Annotated in this window: 25 protein-coding genes and 1 CRISPR repeat array; of the genes, 15 read left to right on the plus strand and 10 right to left on the minus strand. The window is 40.3% G+C overall.

Going from position 1 to position 22554, the window contains the following annotated elements:
• Positions 1-74: 74 nt before the first annotated feature.
• Positions 75-563, plus strand: coding sequence for a DUF2382 domain-containing protein (locus CLI64_RS09290; RefSeq protein WP_103136950.1), 489 nt, complete (start codon positions 75-77; stop codon positions 561-563).
• A 190-nt stretch (positions 564-753) separates the two neighbouring features.
• On the opposite strand, the gene CLI64_RS09295 is transcribed toward CLI64_RS09290, so the two are convergent.
• The gene (locus tag CLI64_RS09295; protein WP_103136951.1) at positions 754-1938 is read right to left on the minus strand and encodes an MFS transporter; all 1185 of its coding nucleotides are present in this window, start codon (positions 1936-1938) and stop codon (positions 754-756) included.
• 109 nt (positions 1939-2047) lie between these two features.
• Between CLI64_RS09295 and CLI64_RS09300 the strand changes: the two genes are divergently transcribed.
• Positions 2048-2962 (plus strand): ion channel, encoded by a 915-nt coding sequence (locus tag CLI64_RS09300; protein ID WP_103136952.1) that lies wholly within the window; start codon positions 2048-2050, stop codon positions 2960-2962.
• Between the two features lie 154 nt (positions 2963-3116).
• Here the strand turns inward: CLI64_RS09300 and CLI64_RS31210 are convergent, their stop codons facing one another.
• Positions 3117-4190, minus strand: a complete 1074-nt coding sequence (locus CLI64_RS31210; protein WP_225977365.1) for a transposase — start codon at positions 4188-4190, stop codon at positions 3117-3119.
• Between the two features lie 506 nt (positions 4191-4696).
• Between CLI64_RS31210 and CLI64_RS09310 the strand changes: the two genes are divergently transcribed.
• From CLI64_RS09310 to CLI64_RS09320, 3 genes are all read left to right on the plus strand, one after another.
• On the plus strand, positions 4697-5161 hold the full coding sequence (locus CLI64_RS09310) for a hypothetical protein (protein WP_103136954.1): 465 nt from the start codon (positions 4697-4699) through the stop codon (positions 5159-5161).
• Between the two features lie 107 nt (positions 5162-5268).
• Positions 5269-5526: a DUF6737 family protein gene (locus CLI64_RS09315; protein ID WP_103136955.1), complete on the plus strand. Its 258-nt coding sequence runs from the start codon at positions 5269-5271 to the stop codon at positions 5524-5526.
• A 125-nt stretch (positions 5527-5651) separates the two neighbouring features.
• Positions 5652-6161, plus strand: coding sequence for a cytochrome b (locus CLI64_RS09320; protein ID WP_225977548.1), 510 nt, complete (start codon positions 5652-5654; stop codon positions 6159-6161).
• Between the two features lie 67 nt (positions 6162-6228).
• Here CLI64_RS09320 and CLI64_RS09325 read toward each other — a convergent pair whose 3' ends face one another.
• The 5 genes from CLI64_RS09325 to CLI64_RS09345 all read right to left on the minus strand — a co-directional run bounded on the left by CLI64_RS09325 (position 6229) and on the right by CLI64_RS09345 (position 9176).
• Positions 6229-6807: a thioredoxin family protein gene (locus CLI64_RS09325; RefSeq protein ID WP_103136957.1), complete on the minus strand. Its 579-nt coding sequence runs from the start codon at positions 6805-6807 to the stop codon at positions 6229-6231.
• A 92-nt stretch (positions 6808-6899) separates the two neighbouring features.
• On the minus strand, positions 6900-7445 hold the full coding sequence (locus tag CLI64_RS09330) for a hypothetical protein (protein WP_103136958.1): 546 nt from the start codon (positions 7443-7445) through the stop codon (positions 6900-6902).
• Complete coding sequence (locus tag CLI64_RS09335) at positions 7432-8550, minus strand: AAA family ATPase (RefSeq protein WP_103136959.1); 1119 nt, start codon at positions 8548-8550, stop codon at positions 7432-7434. The genes CLI64_RS09330 and CLI64_RS09335 overlap by 14 nt, the downstream gene beginning before the upstream one ends.
• 16 nt (positions 8551-8566) lie before the next feature.
• Positions 8567-8938, minus strand: coding sequence for a type II toxin-antitoxin system RelE/ParE family toxin (locus CLI64_RS09340; protein WP_103136960.1), 372 nt, complete (start codon positions 8936-8938; stop codon positions 8567-8569).
• Entirely contained in the window at positions 8931-9176 is a 246-nt protein-coding gene (locus tag CLI64_RS09345; RefSeq protein WP_103136961.1) for a hypothetical protein, read from the minus strand. The genes CLI64_RS09340 and CLI64_RS09345 overlap by 8 nt, the downstream gene beginning before the upstream one ends.
• 170 nt (positions 9177-9346) lie before the next feature.
• Between CLI64_RS09345 and CLI64_RS09350 the strand changes: the two genes are divergently transcribed.
• Genes CLI64_RS09350 through CLI64_RS09365 form a run of 4 tightly spaced genes read left to right on the plus strand, consistent with a single transcriptional unit; the run spans position 9347 to position 13192 of the window.
• Positions 9347-11266 (plus strand): heavy metal translocating P-type ATPase, encoded by a 1920-nt coding sequence (locus CLI64_RS09350; protein ID WP_103136962.1) that lies wholly within the window; start codon positions 9347-9349, stop codon positions 11264-11266.
• The gene (locus CLI64_RS09355; RefSeq protein WP_103136963.1) at positions 11263-12402 is read left to right on the plus strand and encodes an FAD-binding oxidoreductase; all 1140 of its coding nucleotides are present in this window, start codon (positions 11263-11265) and stop codon (positions 12400-12402) included. The genes CLI64_RS09350 and CLI64_RS09355 overlap by 4 nt, the downstream gene beginning before the upstream one ends.
• A 57-nt stretch (positions 12403-12459) precedes the next feature.
• Positions 12460-12969, plus strand: coding sequence for a hypothetical protein (locus tag CLI64_RS09360; protein ID WP_225977549.1), 510 nt, complete (start codon positions 12460-12462; stop codon positions 12967-12969).
• Entirely contained in the window at positions 12941-13192 is a 252-nt protein-coding gene (locus CLI64_RS09365) for a hypothetical protein (RefSeq protein WP_103136964.1), read from the plus strand. The genes CLI64_RS09360 and CLI64_RS09365 overlap by 29 nt, the downstream gene beginning before the upstream one ends.
• A gap of 37 nt (positions 13193-13229) precedes the next feature.
• Here the strand turns inward: CLI64_RS09365 and CLI64_RS09370 are convergent, their stop codons facing one another.
• Positions 13230-13979 (minus strand): hypothetical protein, encoded by a 750-nt coding sequence (locus tag CLI64_RS09370; RefSeq protein ID WP_103136965.1) that lies wholly within the window; start codon positions 13977-13979, stop codon positions 13230-13232.
• A 126-nt stretch (positions 13980-14105) separates the two neighbouring features.
• Between CLI64_RS09370 and CLI64_RS09375 the strand changes: the two genes are divergently transcribed.
• The 3 genes from CLI64_RS09375 (at position 14106) to CLI64_RS09385 (ending at position 17091) form a co-directional block, all read left to right on the plus strand.
• Positions 14106-14531 carry a hypothetical protein gene (locus tag CLI64_RS09375; RefSeq protein ID WP_103136966.1) on the plus strand — a complete coding sequence of 142 codons (426 nt, stop codon included), beginning with the start codon at positions 14106-14108 and terminating at the stop codon, positions 14529-14531.
• 9 nt (positions 14532-14540) lie between these two features.
• On the plus strand, positions 14541-14837 hold the full coding sequence (locus CLI64_RS09380; RefSeq protein ID WP_103136967.1) for an antibiotic biosynthesis monooxygenase: 297 nt from the start codon (positions 14541-14543) through the stop codon (positions 14835-14837).
• Positions 14838-14940: 103 nt separating this feature from the next.
• Positions 14941-17091, plus strand: coding sequence for a DHH family phosphoesterase (locus CLI64_RS09385; RefSeq protein ID WP_103136968.1), 2151 nt, complete (start codon positions 14941-14943; stop codon positions 17089-17091).
• 142 nt (positions 17092-17233) lie between these two features.
• On the opposite strand, the gene psb30 is transcribed toward CLI64_RS09385, so the two are convergent.
• Entirely contained in the window at positions 17234-17356 is a 123-nt protein-coding gene (gene psb30 / locus CLI64_RS09390) for a photosystem II reaction center protein Ycf12/Psb30 (RefSeq protein WP_015138444.1), read from the minus strand.
• A gap of 126 nt (positions 17357-17482) precedes the next feature.
• On the opposite strand from psb30, the gene CLI64_RS09395 reads away from it, so the two are divergent.
• Positions 17483-17833 carry a YkgJ family cysteine cluster protein gene (locus CLI64_RS09395; RefSeq protein ID WP_103136969.1) on the plus strand — a complete coding sequence of 117 codons (351 nt, stop codon included), beginning with the start codon at positions 17483-17485 and terminating at the stop codon, positions 17831-17833.
• A 274-nt stretch (positions 17834-18107) separates the two neighbouring features.
• A CRISPR array of direct repeats spans positions 18108-19411; the repeat unit is 37 nt; unit sequence GTTTCCATCAAACATTTCCCCGCAAGGGGACTGAAAC.
• 328 nt (positions 19412-19739) lie between these two features.
• Positions 19740-20465, plus strand: a complete 726-nt coding sequence (locus CLI64_RS09400) for a peptidylprolyl isomerase (protein ID WP_103136970.1) — start codon at positions 19740-19742, stop codon at positions 20463-20465.
• Positions 20466-20678: 213 nt separating this feature from the next.
• Here CLI64_RS09400 and CLI64_RS09405 read toward each other — a convergent pair whose 3' ends face one another.
• The gene (locus tag CLI64_RS09405; RefSeq protein ID WP_103136971.1) at positions 20679-21524 is read right to left on the minus strand and encodes an alpha/beta hydrolase; all 846 of its coding nucleotides are present in this window, start codon (positions 21522-21524) and stop codon (positions 20679-20681) included.
• A gap of 87 nt (positions 21525-21611) precedes the next feature.
• On the opposite strand from CLI64_RS09405, the gene CLI64_RS09410 reads away from it, so the two are divergent.
• The gene (locus CLI64_RS09410; RefSeq protein ID WP_103136972.1) at positions 21612-22553 is read left to right on the plus strand and encodes a 1-acyl-sn-glycerol-3-phosphate acyltransferase; all 942 of its coding nucleotides are present in this window, start codon (positions 21612-21614) and stop codon (positions 22551-22553) included.
• Position 22554: the final 1 nt, after the last annotated feature.

A 22554-nucleotide genomic window follows, 5' to 3' on the forward strand; every position in this document is an offset into this window, starting at 1 on the left:
TGCCATATCAACTCAGATTGGCCTTACCTGTACTTGTAAATAATTACAGAAAACGAATAAAGAAATTTTGTTATATGACTGAATATTTAACATCTGAAACACCGAATCATACTCATGATGAAGAAAAACTGATTCGCTTATTGGAAGAAAGATTAACTATTAATCACAATAAGCAAAAAATTGGGGAAGTAATTGTACGTAAAGTCATCGAAACGCAGATGATACAAGTTCCCGTCCGAAGGGAAAAACTCATCATTGAACAAATTACCCCCAAGCATAAGCAGTTAGCCGAAATTGATTTAAAGGGTGGAGAGATTAGTGGCGTTGAGTTACAGGAGCGCGACAGACCAGAATTGACAGTTCAAGTCAGTGGTTTAAGTGTCAATGGTTGCTTTGCTTCACCTAAGATTGCTAGCTTATTATTAAACGCGATCGCTCTAGAACAAAACCACGGTTGTCAGCAAATTTGTATATCTATTGCTGTCGAAACGGAAGCACAACAGAAAAAATATCAAGAGTGGTTTAACCGTTGTTCTCAAGAATCCCCTTCATCTGAAAAATAATCTTCACTTTCACCACCTTATACCAATTTGAAAAAAGAATGCGACAGATGTACAGCCCCAAATGCTTGCTCTGTCTTGATTCTTAATTTTGAATTTTGTAGGCGTAAGCCTTCCCGTAAGGGTATTTTGAATTTTGAATTGGTGTTAGAACCCCGCTTTTGCAAGAAAGTGGGGTTTTTGATGTAAAAAACTAGGAATTGCCTTTAGGAATATATTTTTGACGATTAACAACAGCGAATAACAGCACTATGAAAGTAAGAACGCCAGCTAGATATAAAGGATAACTATAACTAATGGGGTTAGCTTGATTCACTATAAGGCCGGCAATGACAGGGCCGATTCCATTAGACATACTTAAATATGATGAATTTAAACCTAAAGCCATACCTTGTTCTTCTGGTTTGGCATTTAGTGAAATCAGAGTATTGACCATCGGTTGCACCAAGGAATTAAATAGGGAAAATATTACACTCACGACGACAAAATAACTAACTATCGGCACAACAGGCATTAAAATAAACGAGGAACTTCTAACAAATATTGCTAAAAGTAATATTTTGGATTCATTTAAATATTTGGTGAGAATCTTTACTCCCCAAGTTTGCATGATCACACCTAAGACTCCAAATGTAAGAAACATGAGCGTTAATGATTCTTTATTTTGCTCTAATACCTTTAAAAAGTAGGGTTGAAAAGCATAAGTAAAGATTGTAAAAGTTGTCCCAATACAAAAGTTGATGATTAATAAAATCCCCACTCCAGGAATCATCAAACCTTTAATTAAAGTGTCTAAGCCTAAATTAAAAATATTCTGCACTTGATGCTCTTTATTTTTGATAGTCTCAGGTAAGAAAAATATCGTAATGATGAGAGCTATCAACGCTACAGCACCGGAAACTAAAAACGCTGCGCCTAAAGATATCTGCTGTGCGATTAAACTCGTGGCCGGCCCTAAGACAAATCCTAAACCCATTGCTGCCCCATAGATACCAAAACCTTGGGCGCGGCGTTCAGTTCCTGTAACATCAGAAATCATTGCCTGAGCTACAGCATTATTACCGCCGGTAATACCATCTAGAAAACGTGCCAAAAAGAGAGTGATAGCGGCTGTAGCTGTACCAGCAAAGAAATTGGCAATCACAGTCCCCGCTAAACTAATAATCAGTAAAGGCTTACGGCCAAAGCGGTCTGAGAGTTTACCAATGACTGGTGTGGCTAAAAATTGTGCGATCGCATAAATCGAAAAGAGTAAACTAGTGTGGAAATCACTTAAACCAAATTGCTTGCCATAAAGATAGATAATAGGGATTAAAATCGTAAAACTCAAGGAATTAATAAATGCAACTAAAGCAATAATCCAAAAAACCCGATTCATAAGCAAGACCATACTATCTACTTAGTACGTTTCAAGTGTACTAGAACTGAACATACTAGCTTTTAAGTTCTAGTTAAATCACCACTTGTATTTTTTGTGAATATTGCCAATGAAATCTCCCATCAAAAAACCTACTAAACCCAAAAAACAACGCCCATCACCACGAATTTACATCAAAATTAACAATGGACAATTTGAAATCCTGGGTATGGGTGCTTGGTACTCCTATTGGCGCGATCCTTATCATCTCCTCTTGACGATTCCTTGGAGTGGCTTCATTGTTCTCATTTGTACTTTTTATGTAGCAATTAACACTTTATTTGCTTTACTATACTTGGCTGGTGGAGACTGCATTGCTAACGCTCAACCAGGTTCTTTTTTAGACAAATTTTTCTTCAGTGTGCAAACCCTAGCTTCGATTGGCTACGGTGCAATGTATCCTAAAACAACCTATGCCAATATTATTGTCACCATAGAAGCAATGATTGGTTTGATAGGAATTGCTGTAATGACGGGACTAGCATTTGCGCGCTTTTCCCGTCCTACGGCACGTGTAGTATTTAGTCGTGTGGCAGTAATTACACCCCATGAAGGTGTCCCAACTTTCATGTTTCGTACTGCTAATCAGAGGCGTAATTTCATTTTAGAAGCACATATGCGGGTGTATTTAATGCGAGACGAAATAACAGCAGAAGGCACTTTTATTCGGCGATTTCATGATTTAAAACTAGTGAGAAATCAAACACCAAGTTTTTCATTAAGTTGGTTATTAATGCACCCTATTGATGAATTCAGTCCTTTTTATGGAATGACAGCCGAACAGCTATTACAAACTAATACTAGTATTGTGATTTCCTTGAGTGGTATTGATGAAACAGTCTCACAAGTAGTTCATGCTAGGCATATCTATGCAGCCAATGACATCATATGGAACAGTCGTTTTGTAGATATTTTCCATCACTCAAACAATGGACACCGTTATATCGATTACAAACACTTTCATGATGTTTTGCCTTTAGATTAACAGAGCTATACCAAAAAATTTGCACACAGAAACAATGTTAAGTCTTGAAATAAGTAAGTCGGTGAGAAAAAACCTAACTATCTTAAGAAATGTAAACTAGGCTAAAATCCTCTTTCCCCCTGCTCCCTGCCTTTCAAGGGTAGGGGTTTAAAAATCAGGCAGTAGAGAGAGTGATTTTCAAGACATGAAGTTGTGGAGTCAAGTTAGGCCAAGGCTGAGGGAAAAAGCTACCGATAGGTAATGGCTCTCGATTGAGAACAGCAGCCTTAATGACTAAAAATCCACGGCGAAAACAACTCAAGCAACGATGGACAACACTATGTTTGAAATTGCGTCGAGCAACATGAGTGGGTGGGAGCTCATCTAGACTACTAATGGGTAGATTGGCATCAACTTCTCCACCAACGCTAACTTGCCACAGAGTAGCAACAGCCATCGCTAACCAATGTCTCTCGGCGCGTTTGGGGTGAGTAATCTTGGTACGATGCCAACAAAAACCGCCGCGTTTACCATCTTTAAACAGACACTCAATCCAACAGCGCATGGTATACCAGCAAGCATCCGCAATTTCCGGTGGTAAATCGGTGAGAATTAACCAAGGGTCAGCATAACCCTCGTCATGACGAGCTAACAAAGTACATTTGACAGAGTTAGTTTTGAAACAAGTAACTAAACCAGAGAACGACTGACCAACTTCTGTGACAAGAGTATTTATGGGTTGCCAAGATTCCATTCCTTGTGGTTTGAACTGTCCAATTTGGTTAATTCGCATAAATGGATGCCAACCGAGGGATTGAATTTGTTGATATAGCCAGTCAGCATAAAGTCCACGGTCTGTTGTCACTATGACAAACCAATCAGCTGGTATAGTCTCACTGATGTCGTTAAAGAGTTTTTGCCAGTGTGGTTTCCAACTTCCTGGTTTAGTTGCCTCCACTATTTTCCAAGCAATCGGGATTCCGCAACCTCGATAAACAACACTAATCGCTAACACTGTAAATCTATCACTCAATGTTGTGGCATCCGCAGCTAATGCTAGACGTTTTTCCGATTCTGGCCACAAGCTCAGAATCCATAACAACAATGGTCTAAAACACAATGTTACATCTAGTGTTGCCCGTCCTGTTTTTGCTTTTGTTTTATCTTCCCCGTCTCTTAACCATTCTCTAAGTTGCTGACGTACTGTATTTTCTTTTTTCCCCAATAGCTCTGCTAAAAATACTGACACTGTTGTCAGTCCACACGATTGGGTCATCACTATCCCAAAACTCCACATTGCTAGTATCACTGCTTGCGACTTGGATAGATGGGGCATCTTTTCTATGACTTTTCTAGTCCATTGCCTTAATTCTTCACTTTTTCCTAAAAGCATTCTCCCCACACCCCCAATTCTTCGCCTTATCTGACTTGCGGATTTTTGCGAGCTGATAACCGTAGTTTATTTTACTGGCTAAACTGCCACTTTCTTAAACCCCTACCCTTGAAAGCTGCTCCCTGCCCCCTTGCCCCCTGCCTAATCAGAACTACAAATATTTACCCTGTTCTACTTATAAGGGTTTGATCCTGCTCTCCAATTCAGTTCTGATTCCTAGTGGGTGATTTTTGAGACTGTTCTTCTACACTCTTGCTGATTTTATTGTAAAATTCCTTAATGAAGACTTGTAAAGATTATTCTAGATCATCATGTCTTCACCTATGGTTATCAGTCTAGTCAGCATCCTGAAGTTCAAGTGCATGAAAAGAATCATTTTGTATCCTCTCATGACTGTTTTATTAGTGGGAATAGCAGGAAAAATGGCAATGACTCAAGTTGTCAAAAACCAGTCAGATAAACAGCTAGCAAAAACACAACTAGTAGCTGCTTTAGAACCAGTTTCAGTCATCAATACTAAAAACATTGATGAAAAAACAGCCCTAAATTTGGTCTGGAAACTACCACTAGTACAACGCAAAGCCAAAGAAATTGAACGATTATCCAAAAGAACAATTAAGGTTTCTGCGATTGTAGAAAGTATTCCAAACCCTAATAATCCATACTACACAGTACGAGTTTTTGAAGACGACCCAAACAATTACAACTTTACAATTTACTGGTTTCGCGTTTTTCAGGAAACTGGTGTGATAGAAGCTTTAGATGTGGTAGAGAATAGATATGTTTCTTTGGATGAATGGCGAGAGCAAATCAGACGGAGGAACTAGTAAAAAAGGCAAAATAATGATTAGTAAATCAGCTTTTTGGGTATTTTAGGTGAGGGCTTGATTGAAGATGTGTTTGAGTATTTCAAGCAGGTAACAAAGAATATTCTATGAATCAAAACTTTAAATCCGAAATTGCTGTAAGTCCTTGGAAATATAAGCCTTGGTGGTGTCAGCCTTGGTCAATTTTACTCACTGGTATCACCATTATTACTGTTAGCTGGCTGTTATTTAAGATGATTTGGTTAACAGTGATTGTCTCTATACCTGTGTTAGTGTGGATGGGATTTTTTATTTTGATCTGGCCACAATTAATAATTCGTAGTGGCATTTTGGAATCATATCAACAAGAGAAAATAGAACCATAGATAGCAAGTTTAAGTATTTTATCGACCAATAAAACTGCAACGCAAAACTATAGCAAAAGAGTGTTTTTATGACTTTAACACCTGTCATTAAGAAAGCTAGGGTTAATTCTGCGTTTAAACAGCTCATGTCTGTACACTGGGTTATGGCCGCCTGTTATTTAGTCTTGTTCACCACAGGTTCAGGTATGGCGCGTTTATCCCGTGGTACTCCATTTAGATCAGAATTGTACGATTTTCATAAATCAATCGGAGTTTTAGTTGTAGCTTTATTGACTTGGCGGATTTTAGTTTTATTGCGGGTATGGTGGCGAAAATACACCAAGAATTTACCAAAGTTTACTGCTGACTGGACGCGGAAATTTGCACTACATACTTTTCTCTACATCTTTATGTTTGCAGTTCCGGTGAGTGGGTTCTTTTTTTCTAATTCTTATAAAAGTAATAATGTCAAATTGTTTGGTTTGACTTTACCAGACTTGTTTCCACAAAACTCTAGTTTAGTAGATTTGGGGAGAAACGTGCATTTTTGGATAGCGTACACATTTTTGGCTTTTATTATTCTGCACACACTACAACAGTGGAAGGTAGTAAGAGCTAATTGGCGGAGGTTACAAGGCTTTTTGCAAAAGAAGTAAGAGTGCGTGATTTTTAAGTAGGGAGAAGCGGATTTTTGACTTCTCCCTTGGCTAATTTAATTGAGTCTTAATTAACTACCTGACTACCGTGGCTACGGGGATCGTCTTGGCTGGTATTAGGTTTGGCTTGTGCCGCAAATGGGGATACTTTACCGCTAGTTTGAGCATAGGGTAAAGCTTCACCTGTCACCAAAGCTTCTAAGTTGCTAGCCATGACTGTACGGGGTTGATCTCCGATCGCCTGGGCGACATTTTCCCCAGTTTTGTTTAAAAATACAAAGTGGGGAATACCATCAACTCGATATTTCAGCATTTCTGGCAACCACTTGTTATTATCTACGTTTAGCATGACAAAATTTACTTTGTCTGCATACTGTTGCTCTAGTTCGGCAATATCAGGTGCCATTTTTTGACAGACTGTACACCAGTCAGCGTAAAATTCAACAATTGATGGCTTACCGTTGGTGGCTGCTACTTCTAGGGATGTGGATGCGGCGGCTAGGTTGGTTAAAGATGCAGAACTAGTTTCACTCCTGAGTCCCAAGAATAAAGCAACGCTGAGGGCGATCGCTACTATCACAATCAAAAAGTTTCTCAATCTTGTCGCCACAGTAGTTTCTTGCTTGACAGGTGCATTTGTACTCATAACAATTTATTAAAACTTATTAACTAATCTCCTTTACAGTATATAGCGGTGCTTTGGGTTCAAACCTGAATGTGTCTGAATTCAAATTGCATTTACCCTAATAAGCCTAAAATTCGTTGTAATTCTCCACAAGCAGTTTGAAGTGATGGAGGTGCATTAGCCTCTAAATTACCCTGACGACATTGATTTGCTAAATTCTCAACATCAGGTTTACAAACTGATTCTGCTTTGGGAAATTTTGCATATACTTTTTCCTCGTCAACAGTTTCTCCCTGTAAATGATGTATCCATGTTTCGATATTTCTCTTAGGTATAAATATTGCTATGGCTTCATGAGGTTGACGAGGTTGTTGTTCATTTTCAGTTAGTGCGTTATCTAATTGTTTCAGCCGAGACTCTACTGTTTGAGTGTCTGCATCAATTACCACAATTAACATTCCTGAAAGATAATTTTTGCTGCGGAATGCTTTTACCTCTGCTGCATAGCTTTCTCTGACAAATTGCTCTCCTGCGCCTTGTGGACATATTTTCGTTCTAATATTCCCTGTAAACCCTCTTTGTCTGAGAAAGTAACGAGCAAAAACTTCTTGTTGTCTATCCTCACACAAAATCATGATCTGAATTCTACGCTGACTCATGCAGCCATCCCCGTGCGATTAATTCTGAAATTTGTAGTCCAGTATTTTCAGCATTTTCATTACTAATTTTTCTCACCCGCACAGGTGCATTACTCTGACGCTCAAACCAATAACCGATAGGTGATACTAGCAAATAATTCATCAGTTCTGGATGGTGAGATATGAGTAAAGCCTGCATTTTTTGTTCACTACAAAAATCATACAGTTGAGTTAACCAAGGTTGAATTTCTGGCAGTGCTAAAAAGTTCTCCGGTTCATCTATACATAATGTATAGTCTTCAGATTGAGTACCATAAATCAGTGTATAGAGAGCAAGTAATACTTTTTGTCCGTCTGATAATTCCCAAAAGTAATACTCAAGTGGTTTTTCTGTATCATAACTAGATTTAAATTTCAGTTTCAAAGCACGGTCTTGCTCACTAAATTGTTCAAATCTAAAACTTAAAAATCCTTCTAAAACATTTTGCAAAATATTGATAATTTCGTAAGATTTACCTTGATCTTGGGAAATATATCTGTACCAAGACACAAAATTTTCCATTTTATAATTCAGTATTCTTTCTTCTTGCTTACTACTTCCATTCATCAATGTAGGAGTAATTTGTACAATAACAAGTCTTTCGATACGGTATTTAAACCAGGTTGTTTTTGTATTTTCCTGACTTGGTTGTAGTAAAGATAAAACTGATTGTGAAAAATTAAATGGATATTTTGGACTAGGTAAGTAATCATCATTAAAAATTTCTACTTCGCCTGCGTCGTATTTTATTAATGGGTGCTGATCAAACCATAAACGTTCATAGTGAATATGGGGTTTGTTTTGAGTATATGCAATAGCTAGCTCATATTTATATGTTCCATGATTTCCTACTATTTCTAACTCAAAACGCTGAATAGGTAATTTCTGCCAACGAGTACATTCAAAAAAATTGAAAAGTCCTTCTATTTGATACCCGCCAACTATAAAAAGTTGCAGTCTCCGTAAAGCTTCAAATACCGTCGATTTACCTGAACCATTGCCACCAAGTAAGAGATTAATTGAGTCAAAATTAATTTCAAAATTCACTAAGCATCGAAAGTTATCAATATAAATTCGCTTTAACATGGATTTTCCCCTTTATCTACAATTCTTCATCTGTATCCACAGATTTTTCATACTCAGCAATGAATCTTCTAATATCGTCGGCTGCAATATCAGTTTGTTCAGATTTAGAATAAATAGTCAGCAAAATAATTCCCTTTGCTGTTTTTACATAGTAAATGAGACGATAGCCGCCGCTTTTACCTTTTTGAATGTCAGTATTTCGTACTCGTAATTTAAAAACTTCATAGCCAATTCCAGATATCTGCTCTCCTGGTAATTCTCCCTGTTCAAGTTGTGTAATTACAGGTTTTATATCATTACGAATACTGCGATATTTTTTAGCCAGAGTACGTAAATTGCGATTGAAAGTTGGTGTAGCCTCAACTTTAATCAATGGTTGCTCAGACATTCTCCAATCCTTCCCAAAGTTGAGTTACAGGGATTGTTTGTCCTGTCATAGCTTCATGCCAAGCTTGACGGAAATCTTCTACAATGTCTGCTTGAAATTGTTCTGGTTGATCTATTTCTGCTATTTCAGGAATAAGAACAATTACTTCAACGCGACTATTTTTATCCGTCATTAAGGGATGATCTAAAGTAAGTTGCCCATTTTCATCAATGGTTGCCATGACTTTAACTGCTTTCATAGGTACTCCAGTTTTTTGAGATTACCAGTATTAATCTAATTTAATTTTCCCTATGGTTAACCAAATAATTGGTTTGGAGAAGGAAGATTGAAGTTTTTCTATCCATCCTCTTGACATTAACATCAATGTCAAGGTTTAGCGTGAGATTAGTTGTCACTGAATCTTCTCTCATGCTTTATCCCCAGCGTTTTAACCAATTCACCCAAGAACACCCAGATACTTTAGCAGCAATGCTTTGCGGACTGCTGTTATTTTTAGGATGGTTGGCTTTGTCTTTTGGCTGGTTAGGCTTTGCTTTGTTGCTGTTACCTGCGGCTTATATCATTGGTGGCTACGAAAGCGCGCGTGAGGGACTAACGACGCTAATTAAAGAAAAAGAACTCGATGTGGATTTGCTGATGATTGTGGCGGCTTTGGGTGCGGCTACGTTGGGTTTATGGCGCAGGGAATATCATTTAATTATTGATGGTGCAATTTTAATTCTCATTTTTGCTATTAGTGGCGCACTAGAAGGTTACGCCATGCGGCGCACCGAAAGAAGTATCCGCAGTTTGATGAGTTTGACACCAGATACAGCTACAGTGTTACAGCAGGGAGAAGAAACCACTGTTCCCATTAACCAGTTGCAAGTCGGTGATGAAATCATTGTGAAACCTGGGGAATTGATTCCCACCGACGGGATGATTGTTTCTGGTTACAGTACCATCAACCAAGCCGCAATTACTGGGGAATCTTTACCTGTAGAAAAAACGGTGGGGGAGGAAGTGTTTGCGGGAACACTTAACGGTTACGGTGCATTGCAACTGAAGTTACACAAACCCGCCTCTAGCAGTTTAATTCAGCGTGTGATTCGCTTGGTAGAACAAGCCCAAACGGAAGCACCCCCTTCTCAGGAATTTATCGAACGCTTAGAGAAAGGATATGCCAAGGTAATTGTCATAGCTGGGTTATTATTGGCAACTTTACCGCCGTTTGTGTGGGGTTGGGACTGGGAAACTACTATTTACCGCGCACTGACTTTCCTGGTAGTGGCTTCTCCTTGTGCATTAATGGCGGCGATTATGCCCACTTTATTATCAGGGATTGCCAACGGTGCAAAACAAGGGATTTTATTTAAAAATGGCGCGCAGTTGGAAAAAATGGGGAAAGTTAGAGCGATCGCCTTCGATAAAACTGGTACTCTAACTACAGGACAAGTCCAAGTATCTCAAGTTTTGACGACTGGTGAATATTCCCCAGAAAACGTTTTAACAGCCGCCGCAGCTTTAGAATCTTCTTCCGAACACCCCATTGCCCAAGCAATTGTACAAGCAGCTAGTGATTTCGACTGGGTGCGCGCCACTGAAGTGCAAGCTATCCCAGGACAGGGTATTTTTGGTACAGTTAGTAACCAAACTGTGATTGTGGGGAATGTGTCTTTCTTACAGCAATATGTAACTCAGTTACCAGAGGAATTACAAGCAAAAGCCACATTTTGGGAAGAACAGGGTAATACTGTAGTTTGGGTAGCACAAGCCCAGGAAGTTGGTTATGCGGTGATGGGTGCGATCGCTCTAGCTGATACCATTAGACCAGAAGCAGCTAATACAATTGCCCAATTGCGGCAACTGGGCATAGAACAAATTGTGATGATTACCGGTGATAATGAACGTACAGCCCGTAGTGTCGCCCAACAGATAGGCATTGATCAAGTATTTGCTGAACTTTTACCTGAAGATAAATTAGATGTAATTCGCAGTTTGCAGAAAAAATATCACACAGTAGCGATGGTAGGAGATGGGATTAATGATGCACCAGCTTTAGCACAAGCTTCTGTAGGGGTGGCAATGGGTGCAGTGGGTAGTGATGTCGCCTTAGAAACCGCAGATATAGTATTAATGGCAGACAGACTAGAAAAAATGACCACAGCAATTAAATTAGGCAGGCGATCGCAGAGTATAGTTAAACAAAATGTAGTCATTGCTTTAGGCTTTATCGGCTTACTTTTAGTAGGTAACTTCCTCGGAAACGTTAACCTCCCCATCGGTGTAATTGGTCATGAAGGTTCTACAGTGTTAGTAACGCTGAGTGGATTACGACTACTGAAATGAAAACCTATGATTGGATTGTAGTTGGTGGGGGAATTACAGGCGCGACACTCGCCTACGAATTAGTCAAAGTCGGTTTGAGTGTGCTGCTATTAGAAAAAGACACAATTCCAGACAATGCTACCCGCTACAGCTATGGAGGATTGGCTTATTGGTCTGGTAGTACACCACTTACTCGTCAATTATGCCAAGAAGCGATCGCACGTTATCAAGTTTTGTCTTCCGAGTTAGACGCTGATATTGAGTTGCGAGAGTTAGACTTATTACTCACCATTGCAGCCGGCAGTGACCCCCAAGCCACGGCTGCATTGTATACTCATTGTGCCACACCACCGCGTTTAATCAGTGTCTCAGATGCTCGTGAGTTAGAACCATTACTCAATCAAGATGCAATTTCCGGTGCTTTAACAGTTAAACACGGACATATCCACCCTCAAAAAACCGCACAAGCTTATATTCAGGCATTTTTACGGCGTGGTGGAGAAATGCAAATCGCTGAAGTTGTGCAAATTTTCTCAGGTGGTGTCAAAACAACTACTACAAGTTACTACTGTGCAAATGTAGTGGTGTGTGCGGGAGGAATCAGCCGTCAGTTATTAAAAAATGCCGGAATATCGATAAAAATCTATTTTACCCATGCCGAAATTATCGAAACACCACCCGTAGATTTGCAGTTAAATACTTTAGTAATGCCAGCAAATCTCCAAAGATTTAAATTAGAATCTGCCTCTACAAAAGATGATCAATTATGGAATGAATTAGGGAATCAACTATTACCACCGATCTTAGATGCAGGCGCAGTACAATTTCTCGATGGGAGTTTACGCTTAGGTCAAATTAGTCGCGCCCTGACAAATCCTCATGCTGCTATAGATGCACAAGATAGCGAAAATTGGTTAAGAAAAAGTATTACTAAGATTTTACCACAATTGGGTAATTTACCAGGAATTTGGCATCATTGTTTAGTGGCTTTTAGCAATAATAGTCTACCTTTAATTGGGGCAATTCCAGGGAATGAAAACATTCATATTTTTTCAGGTTTTAGTAATCCTTTAGTTCTCGTTCCGCCCTTAGCACAGCGATTTGCTCAATTTATTCATGGGCAAACAGATGAGGTAATTTTGCAATTAAATACCTAAAGTTTTTATTCCTATTGACTATGAATAAATAGTACGTACAATTATACGTAGTAACTTATGAGTATCAGCCATTCAGTATTGGCTGAAAACGCAGAATCTATGATTCTAGGAAATTTTGGTAATATTTACTCAGATGAGCTAATTACTGCTACTGAGTTAAACCGTCAGCCAGGGCGAGTTCTAGACAAAGCGTTGGAACACCCAGTGACAATTACTCGTAATGATCAGTCTTTTGCGTTGCTGCGTCGCGAGGAAGTAACTTCTCTTATCAAGGCGGCTACTCAAAGTAAAGCTGTCTTTGAAGCATTAACTGTTGCTTTTTCTCTGTTATTAGGCAAAGAAATTAACTGTGAACATCCCTATAGATGGTTGAATGTGTTTGATGCCGATGAATTACAAGAGTTTATTCAGGAACTAAGTGAGGCTTTTAGGTTAATAGATTCTTCAACCACAGCATGGGAGAGAATTGACGCAATTATCCATGAATGGCATGAAAGTGCAATTGCGATTTCTAGCCCTAAATTAGCAGCAGCTTTTAGTGCTGAAACAAGTATTTTACGTTCCTGATTCTCAACACTTGAAAGTCGTTGTTTACTATGCAGAAAAGCATCTAAATCCTGCACCCACACCAGCCCTAAAAAACCGGTTTTCTGAACGAAAGATTAATGTTTCTAAGCTGAGGGATTTGCAAGAAACCCGGTTTTTAACCCTGGTGCAAGAGTACATCTGCACTCAACTCCGCGTACCTAACCTGCGGGAACACCTAACAGAAAATGCGTTAAAAAATTAAATATTTAGCACAGCTTCACCCAGACATATTATAAAAATTATGAATTACGAATTGCATCTGTAATTTTAAAGTCAAGATTATCTTGACCAATTAAAGTAGAAGCTTCTTGTAAAAGCTCTTTTTGTTCTTGTTGAATAGCTTCTAATCTCAGGGCAATTTCTGTTAACCTTTGCTGCTTGATTTCATAAATACTTGGTGATTCTTGAGTAGTTAAGACTATATTATCTGTGATATTTTGATGATGGTTGGCTTTATTAAAAGCTAAATTGAAAATTTTCACTAAAGAGAAGAAGCAAAATTTAAGTGCAGTTTCAATTAATTTCAATGGTACTTGTAAAAGTGACCAACTGGCTTTTTCAATCAGGCGCATGATGGCTTTAACCATGCTCCAAATCAGAGTTAGAATTAATAATAAACCTATTAGACTAAGAATAGGGTGATTTGTAGCCCAATCTAGTATTTGCACCAACCGCCACAATGTTGGGTGTTGTAGCAACCAATCATTAAAAGCAGAGGTAATACCTTCTGTGGGATTTAACAAAGCTGTTTGCATATTTTTCGCTGTCATCACCTGAAAATCTTCAGCAGTTTGCCAACTTTGATGGATTTTTTGTGTCACTGCATCAATAGTATGATTAGTTGTAGTTTGAGCAGTTTCTTGGAGAGATTGTCCCCACATTTTTACTGAACTATGCCAAAATGTGATGTTTTGATTCACAGTATCTTTTGCTGTTTGCCACTGTTGCCAAACACTATCCGATAATTTGGTATATATTGTCAGATCCATAAGCAATTGAAGTTTCAAACTGCAAAATTACCCAGTCCCTCCCTCATACCCATTACCCAAGATTTGCTGAGGTTGAATCATATCTCTGTAGGCTACGATGTGGCATAAGTATTTATTCGCTGACTTATGTTTAAAAAATTGCCAGTTGTATTAGTAGCAGCTACCCTGTTAGTAACATCATTGGGTGATTCTCATACCAGTTTAGCTGGAACTTGTGCCTCTAATTGTGGCCCACGTCCCCTTCAGTTTACACCTGGTCAGCGTATCCGCTTAGAAGTAGTTAATAACACTTCTAATATTGTAGAATTGGAAAGAATTCAAGGTTATAGACCTATTCCTCTACGACCAGGACAAAAATTACAATTTTCACAGGAAGACAATACACAGCAAAATCTTTCCCTGGTTTTCTGGGATGAAACAGGTTCGGCTTTGCAGGCTGTTGTCTCTAAACCGAATTTAGCCACATTACGCGTAGAGATTCGTCCGACTTGGCGTTATCCAGGCGATCGCTCTGTCTATATACTTAATGATGGTCGCGTCAGTGTGTTTTAAACCTAACCTATGATTTTGGAAGCCGTAATGCTCTATGTTAAACATGGCATGGAGCAAGATTTTGAAGGTGCTTTCCAGGAAGCCTCAAACATTATTGCATCGATGAATGGTTACATCTCCCATGAACTGCATAAGTGTTTAGAAGTAAAAGGTAAGTATTTATTACTGGTAAGATGGACGAATTTAGAAGCGCATACCATCGGCTTTAGAAATTCTCCTGAATATCAGCAATGGAAACAACTCCTGCACCATTTTTATGAGCCATTTCCCACAGTAGAACACTTTGAACCGATTGTCATAAGGTAAAGGTTTGGTAAGATTTTGAGAGGAATCAAAGGGGTCAAGCTAATATAAGCTTCTCCTCTTTAAATTATGTGTTAATAGTTAATGGCTGATAGCCAATAGCTCAATGCTAGCTCAACCTTTACCAGAACACTCCCCATCTTCTCAACGTTTACCGAATCAGCGTTGGCAAATTTACCCGCAACAGCCGGAATTAGCCAAGGAATTGGCATTGGCAACAAATTTATCGCCCGTTGTGGGACAAATATTAATTAATCGCGGTATTGCTACCCTAGAACAAGCACAAGCTTTTTTAAATCCTGAATCTCTTGATTTACCCTCACCCTTAACAGAATTCCCAGATTTGGCATTAAGTGTGGAATTATTAGCAGAGGCGATCGCTTCTCAAAGTAAAATTGCTATCTGTGGTGATTATGATGCCGATGGTATGACTAGCACCGCTTTACTTTGGCGGAGTCTTCGCAGTTTAGGCGCGCAGGTAGATTATGCGATTCCCAGCAGAATGCACGAGGGTTATGGGATTAATCAAAGAATTGTGGAAGAATTCAAAAGTGAAGGTGTAGAGTTAATTCTGACGGTAGATAACGGCATTTCCGCTTTTGAACCCATTGCTAGAGCTAGAGAACTCGGTTTAAAAGTTATTATCACCGATCACCACGACATCCCCCAAAAACTACCCCCAGCCAACGCCATTCTCAATCCCAAACTCATCGCTGAATCTTCACCCTATCGGGGAATTGCAGGTGTAGGTGTGGCGTATATTTTGGCGGTATGTTTAGCACAGAAATTAGGCAACACCAAAGGCTTAATTCAACCGATGCTAGCATTATTCACCCTGGGAACGATCGCAGATTTAGCACCCCTAACCGGCGTTAACCGTCGCTGGGTAAAACGCGGCTTAAAGCTATTACCCAAATCCCAACTACCAGGAATTCAGGCTTTGATTCAGGTAGGAGGAGTGCAGGCGAGGGAGGCAGGGGGCAGGGGGCAGGGGGCAGGGGGCAGCTTTCAAGGGGCAGGGGGTAGGGGGCAGGGAGAAGAGGAGAAATTTTCTTCCCCAATTCCCAATGCCCAGTCCCTCAAACCCGAAGACATCGGTTTCCGCCTTGGCCCCCGCATTAACGCTATTGGACGCATTGGTGATCCGCAGACGGTGATTGAATTACTGACTACAGATGATATGTCATTGGCATTGGCGCGGGCTATCCAATGTGAACAGGTGAATACTACCCGTCAACAATTGTGTCAGCAAATTGAACAAGAAGCGATCGCTTTTGTGGAAGCAGAATTTCTCCCGTCTCTCCAACAAGACCGAGTTTTAGTAGTTGTGCAACCTAATTGGCATCATGGTGTAATTGGTATTGTGGCTTCTCGTTTAGTTGAACGTTACGGCGTACCCGTGTTTATTGGTACCTATGAAAACGACACACACATTCGCGGTTCAGCTAGGGGAATTCCTGAATTTCATGTTTTTGCAGCCTTAGAATATTGTCAAGATTTGTTAGGAAAATTTGGGGGACACAAAGCCGCCGGCGGATTTTCGTTACTAGCTGATAATTTACAAGAATTGCGATCGCGTCTATCTCAATTCGCGAATCAATGTCTAGAACTCCAACACCTCAAACCCTTACTGCAAATCGACGCACAGGCGGATTTTCATCAAATTAATCAAGCACTGTACCAACAGTTAGATACCTTGCATCCCTGTGGTATTGATAACCCAGATCCCGTCTTTTGGACTGCTAACGCGAGAGTTGTAGAACAGCAAATCGTCGGGAAAGGTCACATTAAACTCACCCTCAGCCAAACTATTGACCAACAAGAGTATAGAATGAAAGCGATCGCTTGGCGATGGCGTGATTATTATCCCCTACCGCAACGACTAGATATAGCCTACAAACTGCGGGAAAATCATTTTAACGGGAAAACTACCCTAGAAATGGAGTTAGTTGGTGTCAGGCTTCCCAAAGAATCCTCATTAAACCTATTCTATCAACCCTCCCCCCAACCCTTAAGAAGCAGTTTCCACTACAACCAGCGTCAATACACCTGTGGAATCTATCAAAATATTTCGCCCCCAGAGTTAAGAATTAAAAACTCTGAGGGCAAGGTTTTAATGATGCGCGCAGGGAGTAAAATCGGTTTACTAGGTACAAGTCGCGAAGATGCCCTAGAAGTTGACCTATCACTACCCCAATATGACTGTATTATTCAAGCAGCAATTCAAGCTTTGTCAGTGGTGAGTGGTGAGTGCTGAGTGCTGAGTAATGAGTTTGACAATTTACACTTAACTTTCGTACTCTCAAAAGTGTATTATTCAAGGAAGGATTACAAATTTGCCAGTGCCGAGTTTAACAACTTACACTCACTCAGCACTCATAACTCAGCACTCGTTACTCCTAAAGATTGCCGTTGCGGAAAGCGAGTACGAAAATCACAGCAGGCCCAGCAATGACAATCAATGCAACAGAGGTTAGCTGAAAGATTACTTCCCAATTAATGTTAGCAATAGCGTCAAACATTTTTCTTAATTCCTCCCAATGGTCTTAAAAACTTAATTACTCAGTTGCAATACCCGCAATTAATGATATCTGGGAATCGCCAGTGATATTTAATTTACTTAATAAAAGTATAGGAAAAAACATAAAATGGCAACATGGCAATGTGTAAAACAGTGTGGAGCTTGCTGCAACCTCGACCCAGCAGATCGTCCCGAAATTGAAGACTATCTCACGCCAGAAGAACTGGAATTATACATGAGTATGGTAGGTGAGGGCGGCTGGTGCATTAACTTTGACCACGAAACGCGGGAATGTCGCATTTATGCAAACCGTCCGCGCTTTTGCCGTGTAGAAACGACGATATTTGAGGATATGTACGGAATTGAGCCAGAAGAACTGAATGATTTTGCTATCGAGTGCTGTCGTCAACAAATTGAAGGGGTTTACGGCGATCGCTCTTTGGAAATGTTACGTTTCGATAAAGCTGTAGGTTTCTAGCTGTCTGATGAAATTTCTCCATACTCTCGACAATCTTCAATACTCGCCCTATCATGATGGAATCAGCTTGATGTTTGACAAGTCGAAGCGGGGTCAAAAAACCCAGGGATTCGTCAAAATCGCCAGAACCTTGACAACATAATAATTACAGCGTTTCAATAATTCGGGAAGTTGCGAATTACTCGCAATAAGGTGGGCTGAAATCGACCTAATTTTGCGATTCGTCAAAATGCTTCCCAGGAAGCTTGCTCTATATAAGTTTCAGTACCGAGCAGTTTCCATCAAACATTTCCCCGCAAGGGGACTGAAACACTTTGATTGGAACTGGGCAATAATTGGGCTAAATGTTTCCATCAAACATTTCCCCGCAAGGGGACTGAAACGCCTTCAGGGACTTAGCCAAAGTATTGTGATCATTTCTAAGTTTCCATCAAACATTTCCCCGCAAGGGGACTGAAACCCTCCTCCCGTGTGGCGGGTCGCGCCTCCCGATACCACAGGGTTTCCATCAAACATTTCCCCGCAAGGGGACTGAAACGTTCAGCTACCCGTTGCCTATCCGCATCCACTTGTGTTTCCATCAAACATTTCCCCGCAAGGGGACTGAAACATTGCTCTCGCGCCATTATTGCCCCCCATACTTAAAAGTTGGTTTCCATCAAACATTTCCCCGCAAGGGGACTGAAACTCGAAGGAGGAAAGGCACTCCGCCGAATTCTCCAGGTTTCCATCAAACATTTCCCCGCAAGGGGACTGAAACACATCACAACAAAATCATCAATAAAGTGAATCAACCGTTTCCATCAAACATTTCCCCGCAAGGGGACTGAAACCTGCCAATGGCGTGGCTAGTCTTGATGGTAGTTCCTTAGGTTTCCATCAAACATTTCCCCGCAAGGGGACTGAAACCATTTTAGGACGACAACCTAGCTATTTACAAACATTCGTTTCCATCAAACATTTCCCCGCAAGGGGACTGAAACAGGTAGCGATCGCACTTAGCGCGTGTAGGGAATCTTTCAGTTTCCATCAAACATTTCCCCGCAAGGGGACTGAAACGTAACAGCAGCAGCAATCCCACCAAGACTAGTGATCATAGCAGTTTCCATCAAACATTTCCCCGCAAGGGGACTGAAACAAATTGTTCTTTGCGATCGCTATGTCTGGTCTACGATGTTTCCATCAAACATTTCCCCGCAAGGGGACTGAAACACGCTGAACGGCAGAATGTCTAAGTCATTGAGAATGGTTTCCATCAAACATTTCCCCGCAAGGGGACTGAAACTATTGATTTTTTCATCAATCTCGCTAAATATGCTCCCGTTTCCATCAAACATTTCCCCGCAAGGGGACTGAAACTACTTGGTTCATCTCAAGGCAGAAGCGGATTTGCTAGTTTCCATCAAACATTTCCCCGCAAGGGGACTGAAACGCAACTGATTAAAGCGTTTAACACTAAACCTTCTTGAGTTTCCATCAAACATTTCCCCGCAAGGGGACTGAAACTTGTCAACGGCAGTCTGAACGTCTGCCGGAACTGTGTTTCCATTAACCTTTTCCCCGCAAGGGGACTAAAAGCCAAAGACAATACAACATACCTCTTGCAAAAGTAATGAGCCTAGCGTCCTTCTTTGCGACTTTGCGCCTTTGCGCGAAACAAAAAAATTATTTATTCAAGAAGTCTAATAAATCACCCCAATAATTGCTACTTGTTCCCAAACACCATTTCCCCGCAAGGGGACTAAAAAATCGAGAATATAAATTTACAGGTATAGTATTGTAGAAAACTTTACATAAATAGGCAAATTTTGCTATTTACTGTAAATTAAAGAGTCATAGATAGCATAACTAATGTGTAGAACACTGACTCAGGATTCATAACCCCAAGAGCCAAAATCAATTTACCATGACTCAAGTGCTGCAAGTCGGCGATCGCAAAATCGAAGCTAGCGAAATTATCCCCTTACTAGCTAATTATCAATTACTACCCCAACTGCTACGGGAAATAATTATTGACGAAGCGATAGTAAATGTAGAGTGTAATCCTGAAGAAGTCGCCCAAGCTAAACAGCGTTTTTATGCTGAAAGACAGTTAACCCAAGCAGCCGAAATTCAAGCATGGATGACGCAACAAGGGTTAAGTTCCGAACAACTAGATAATCTGATTTCTCGTAAAATCAAACTAGAAAAATTTAAACAACTCACTTGGGGTAACAAACTAGAATCTTATTTCTTTCAAATGAAAGGAAAATTAGATAAAGTCATTTATTCCTTACTCAGAACTCAAGATCCAGGATTAGCCCAAGAATTATATTTTCGCCTCCAAGCCAACGAACAGTCCTTTGCAGATGTAGCACAGAAATATTCCAAAGGCCCAGAAGCCCAAACCGGCGGATTAGTAGGGCCAGTGGAACTCAGCACACTACACCCAGCAATGGTACAACTATTAAGTAATTGTCAACCAGGAAAAATCTCACCACCAGCCCGTATTGCTGAGTGGCTAGTCATTGTGCGAGTAGAAAAATTTATCCCCGCCCAACTAGATGAACCCATGAAAGCGCGTTTATTAAATGAACTATTTGAAACCTGGTTACAAGAACAACAAAAGCAAGTTAAGGTAATTCCAAGTTAAGTTATGTGGTTAGGAAGGGACTGGGGATTGGGGACTGGGGATTGGGCAGGGGGAGAAGGTAGACAAGGTAGACAAGGTAGACAAGGTAGACAAGGTAGACAAGATAGACAAGGTAGGAGATGAGAAAAACTGTTCCCTGTTCCCTGTTCCCTGTTCCCTAATGACTAATGACTAATGACTAATGACTATTGACTATTGACTATTGACTATTGACTAAATAAAATGCCCCTCTAACCAATTTTCTAAATCAGTCAATACTTCCAGATAATTCAAATCATCTTGTAGTTCGTGATATGCGCCTGGGTATTCAATTCGCAGTTTATCTGGATAAGGGACAAGCTGATAAAATGTTTCGCTACCTTCAGGTAACACCACTCTATCCGCACCACCATGAAGAATTAACAACGGGATTTTCCACTCTGGCGCATGATGATAAATCCAATTTACTGTGGCTAAATATTCTGTAGATAAACGCGCACTCGCACGGGTATGACGTAGGGTATCTTGTGCGTAAATGGCTAAAGCTTTCTCATCCCTTGAACCTGCTGCTACATCTAGTCCGGTGTTGAGGGTGAAACTCGGCCAAACTTGTGAGAGTAATTTGCCTAATAGTAAGCGAAATTTCGATACACCAACTTTACCAAGGGCTGGTGCTAAGGTAATTACACTTTTTAATGCGACGGTTGCTTGGGGATAATGCAAAACATAGTCCAAAACTATCACGCCGCCAAAACTATGACCTAAAAGAAATAGGGGAATTTGCGGCTGTTGGGTAGCAATTAACTCCAGAAAAGCCTTCAAATCTTCGCGGAGTTCAGTCCAACTGTTAATATGACCACGCACCCCAGGCGATCGCCCATGTCCCCGCAGGTCTAAACTATAAATAGCATATTGTTTGGGGACAAAATACTCGACTAGATGACTGTATTTATTGCTGTGTCCTCCCAGTCCATGCACAATCACTAATACAGCTTTGACTTTACCCTCTGGTAGCCACCTTTGGTAATAAAGTTTTATATCCTGGAAACCAGCAAAGACGCTTTCATGGTGATCAATCATTTAGTTAATTTTTCTAATGACTCAGCAAAAAATCTAGTCTACTTAATTTTGAATTTTGAATTTTGAATTTTGAATTTTGAATTGATTATGTCATCTAGTGACCAAACAAGTACAACCCCGTCGGAGATTTTACCGCCTTTAACAGCTGCAAGTATCGAGCGAGTGAAACAAGGAGTTGCATCTGCTAGAGATCGCACGATTCGCCAAATCATCGAAGACACCCTATCTGAGTTAGAATCTATTCAGACAAAGAATTCGACAGCGAAAATTGATGCTGGGATACGAAAATTTGTATTGCGATCGCTAATTCATTGGGCTTTTCAAGTAGAAGTCGAAAAACCAGAAAATATCCCCCAAACACCAGCTATCCTGGCTGTTAATCATCTCCACCATCTCGACCCCTTACTATTATTAGCAGAACTTCCCACCCAACCCTATTACTATATTTTGGGTGATGCGCGGACTTTATATAACAAATGGTGGAAACGCCTGATTTTAAAGGTTGCGGGGGGTGTGATTCCCCTAGCTAGAATATGGAAGGAAGAAGTAGCTGTGATTCAAGCAGCTAAAACAGGAAGAGAAGATTTAATCAATTTAGCTAAACTGATTGAAACCAATGTCCCCACCGGGGGAGAAATACACATATTACGTCAAATAGACCGCATTGTCTTGGGAATTTTAGCTCATGGCGATAGCTTAATTATCTTTCCCGAAGGACGATTAGGAACTCAGGAAGGTCAGTTACATCTTCCATTGAAACGGGGAACCGTGATTTACGCTTTACGCGCTGGTGTACCCATCGTACCAGCCGCTTTAATTGGCACACAAGATTTATTTTGGGGTAAAAAATTAACGGTGCGTTTTGGTGAACCGCTACATTTTTCAACCACGGTTAGACCAAACCGACAAGAAGTAGAAGCCGCTTTAGCAACTTTGCAAAATGCAATTGCGTCTCTTTTACCTCATGATTATCAAGAACCCGCAGGAATTAAACCATTAAGACACTTTCTCAACCATATGTTGTGGTAAA

The organism is Nostoc sp. CENA543, from assembly GCF_002896875.1.
Taxonomy (GTDB): domain Bacteria; phylum Cyanobacteriota; class Cyanobacteriia; order Cyanobacteriales; family Nostocaceae; genus Trichormus.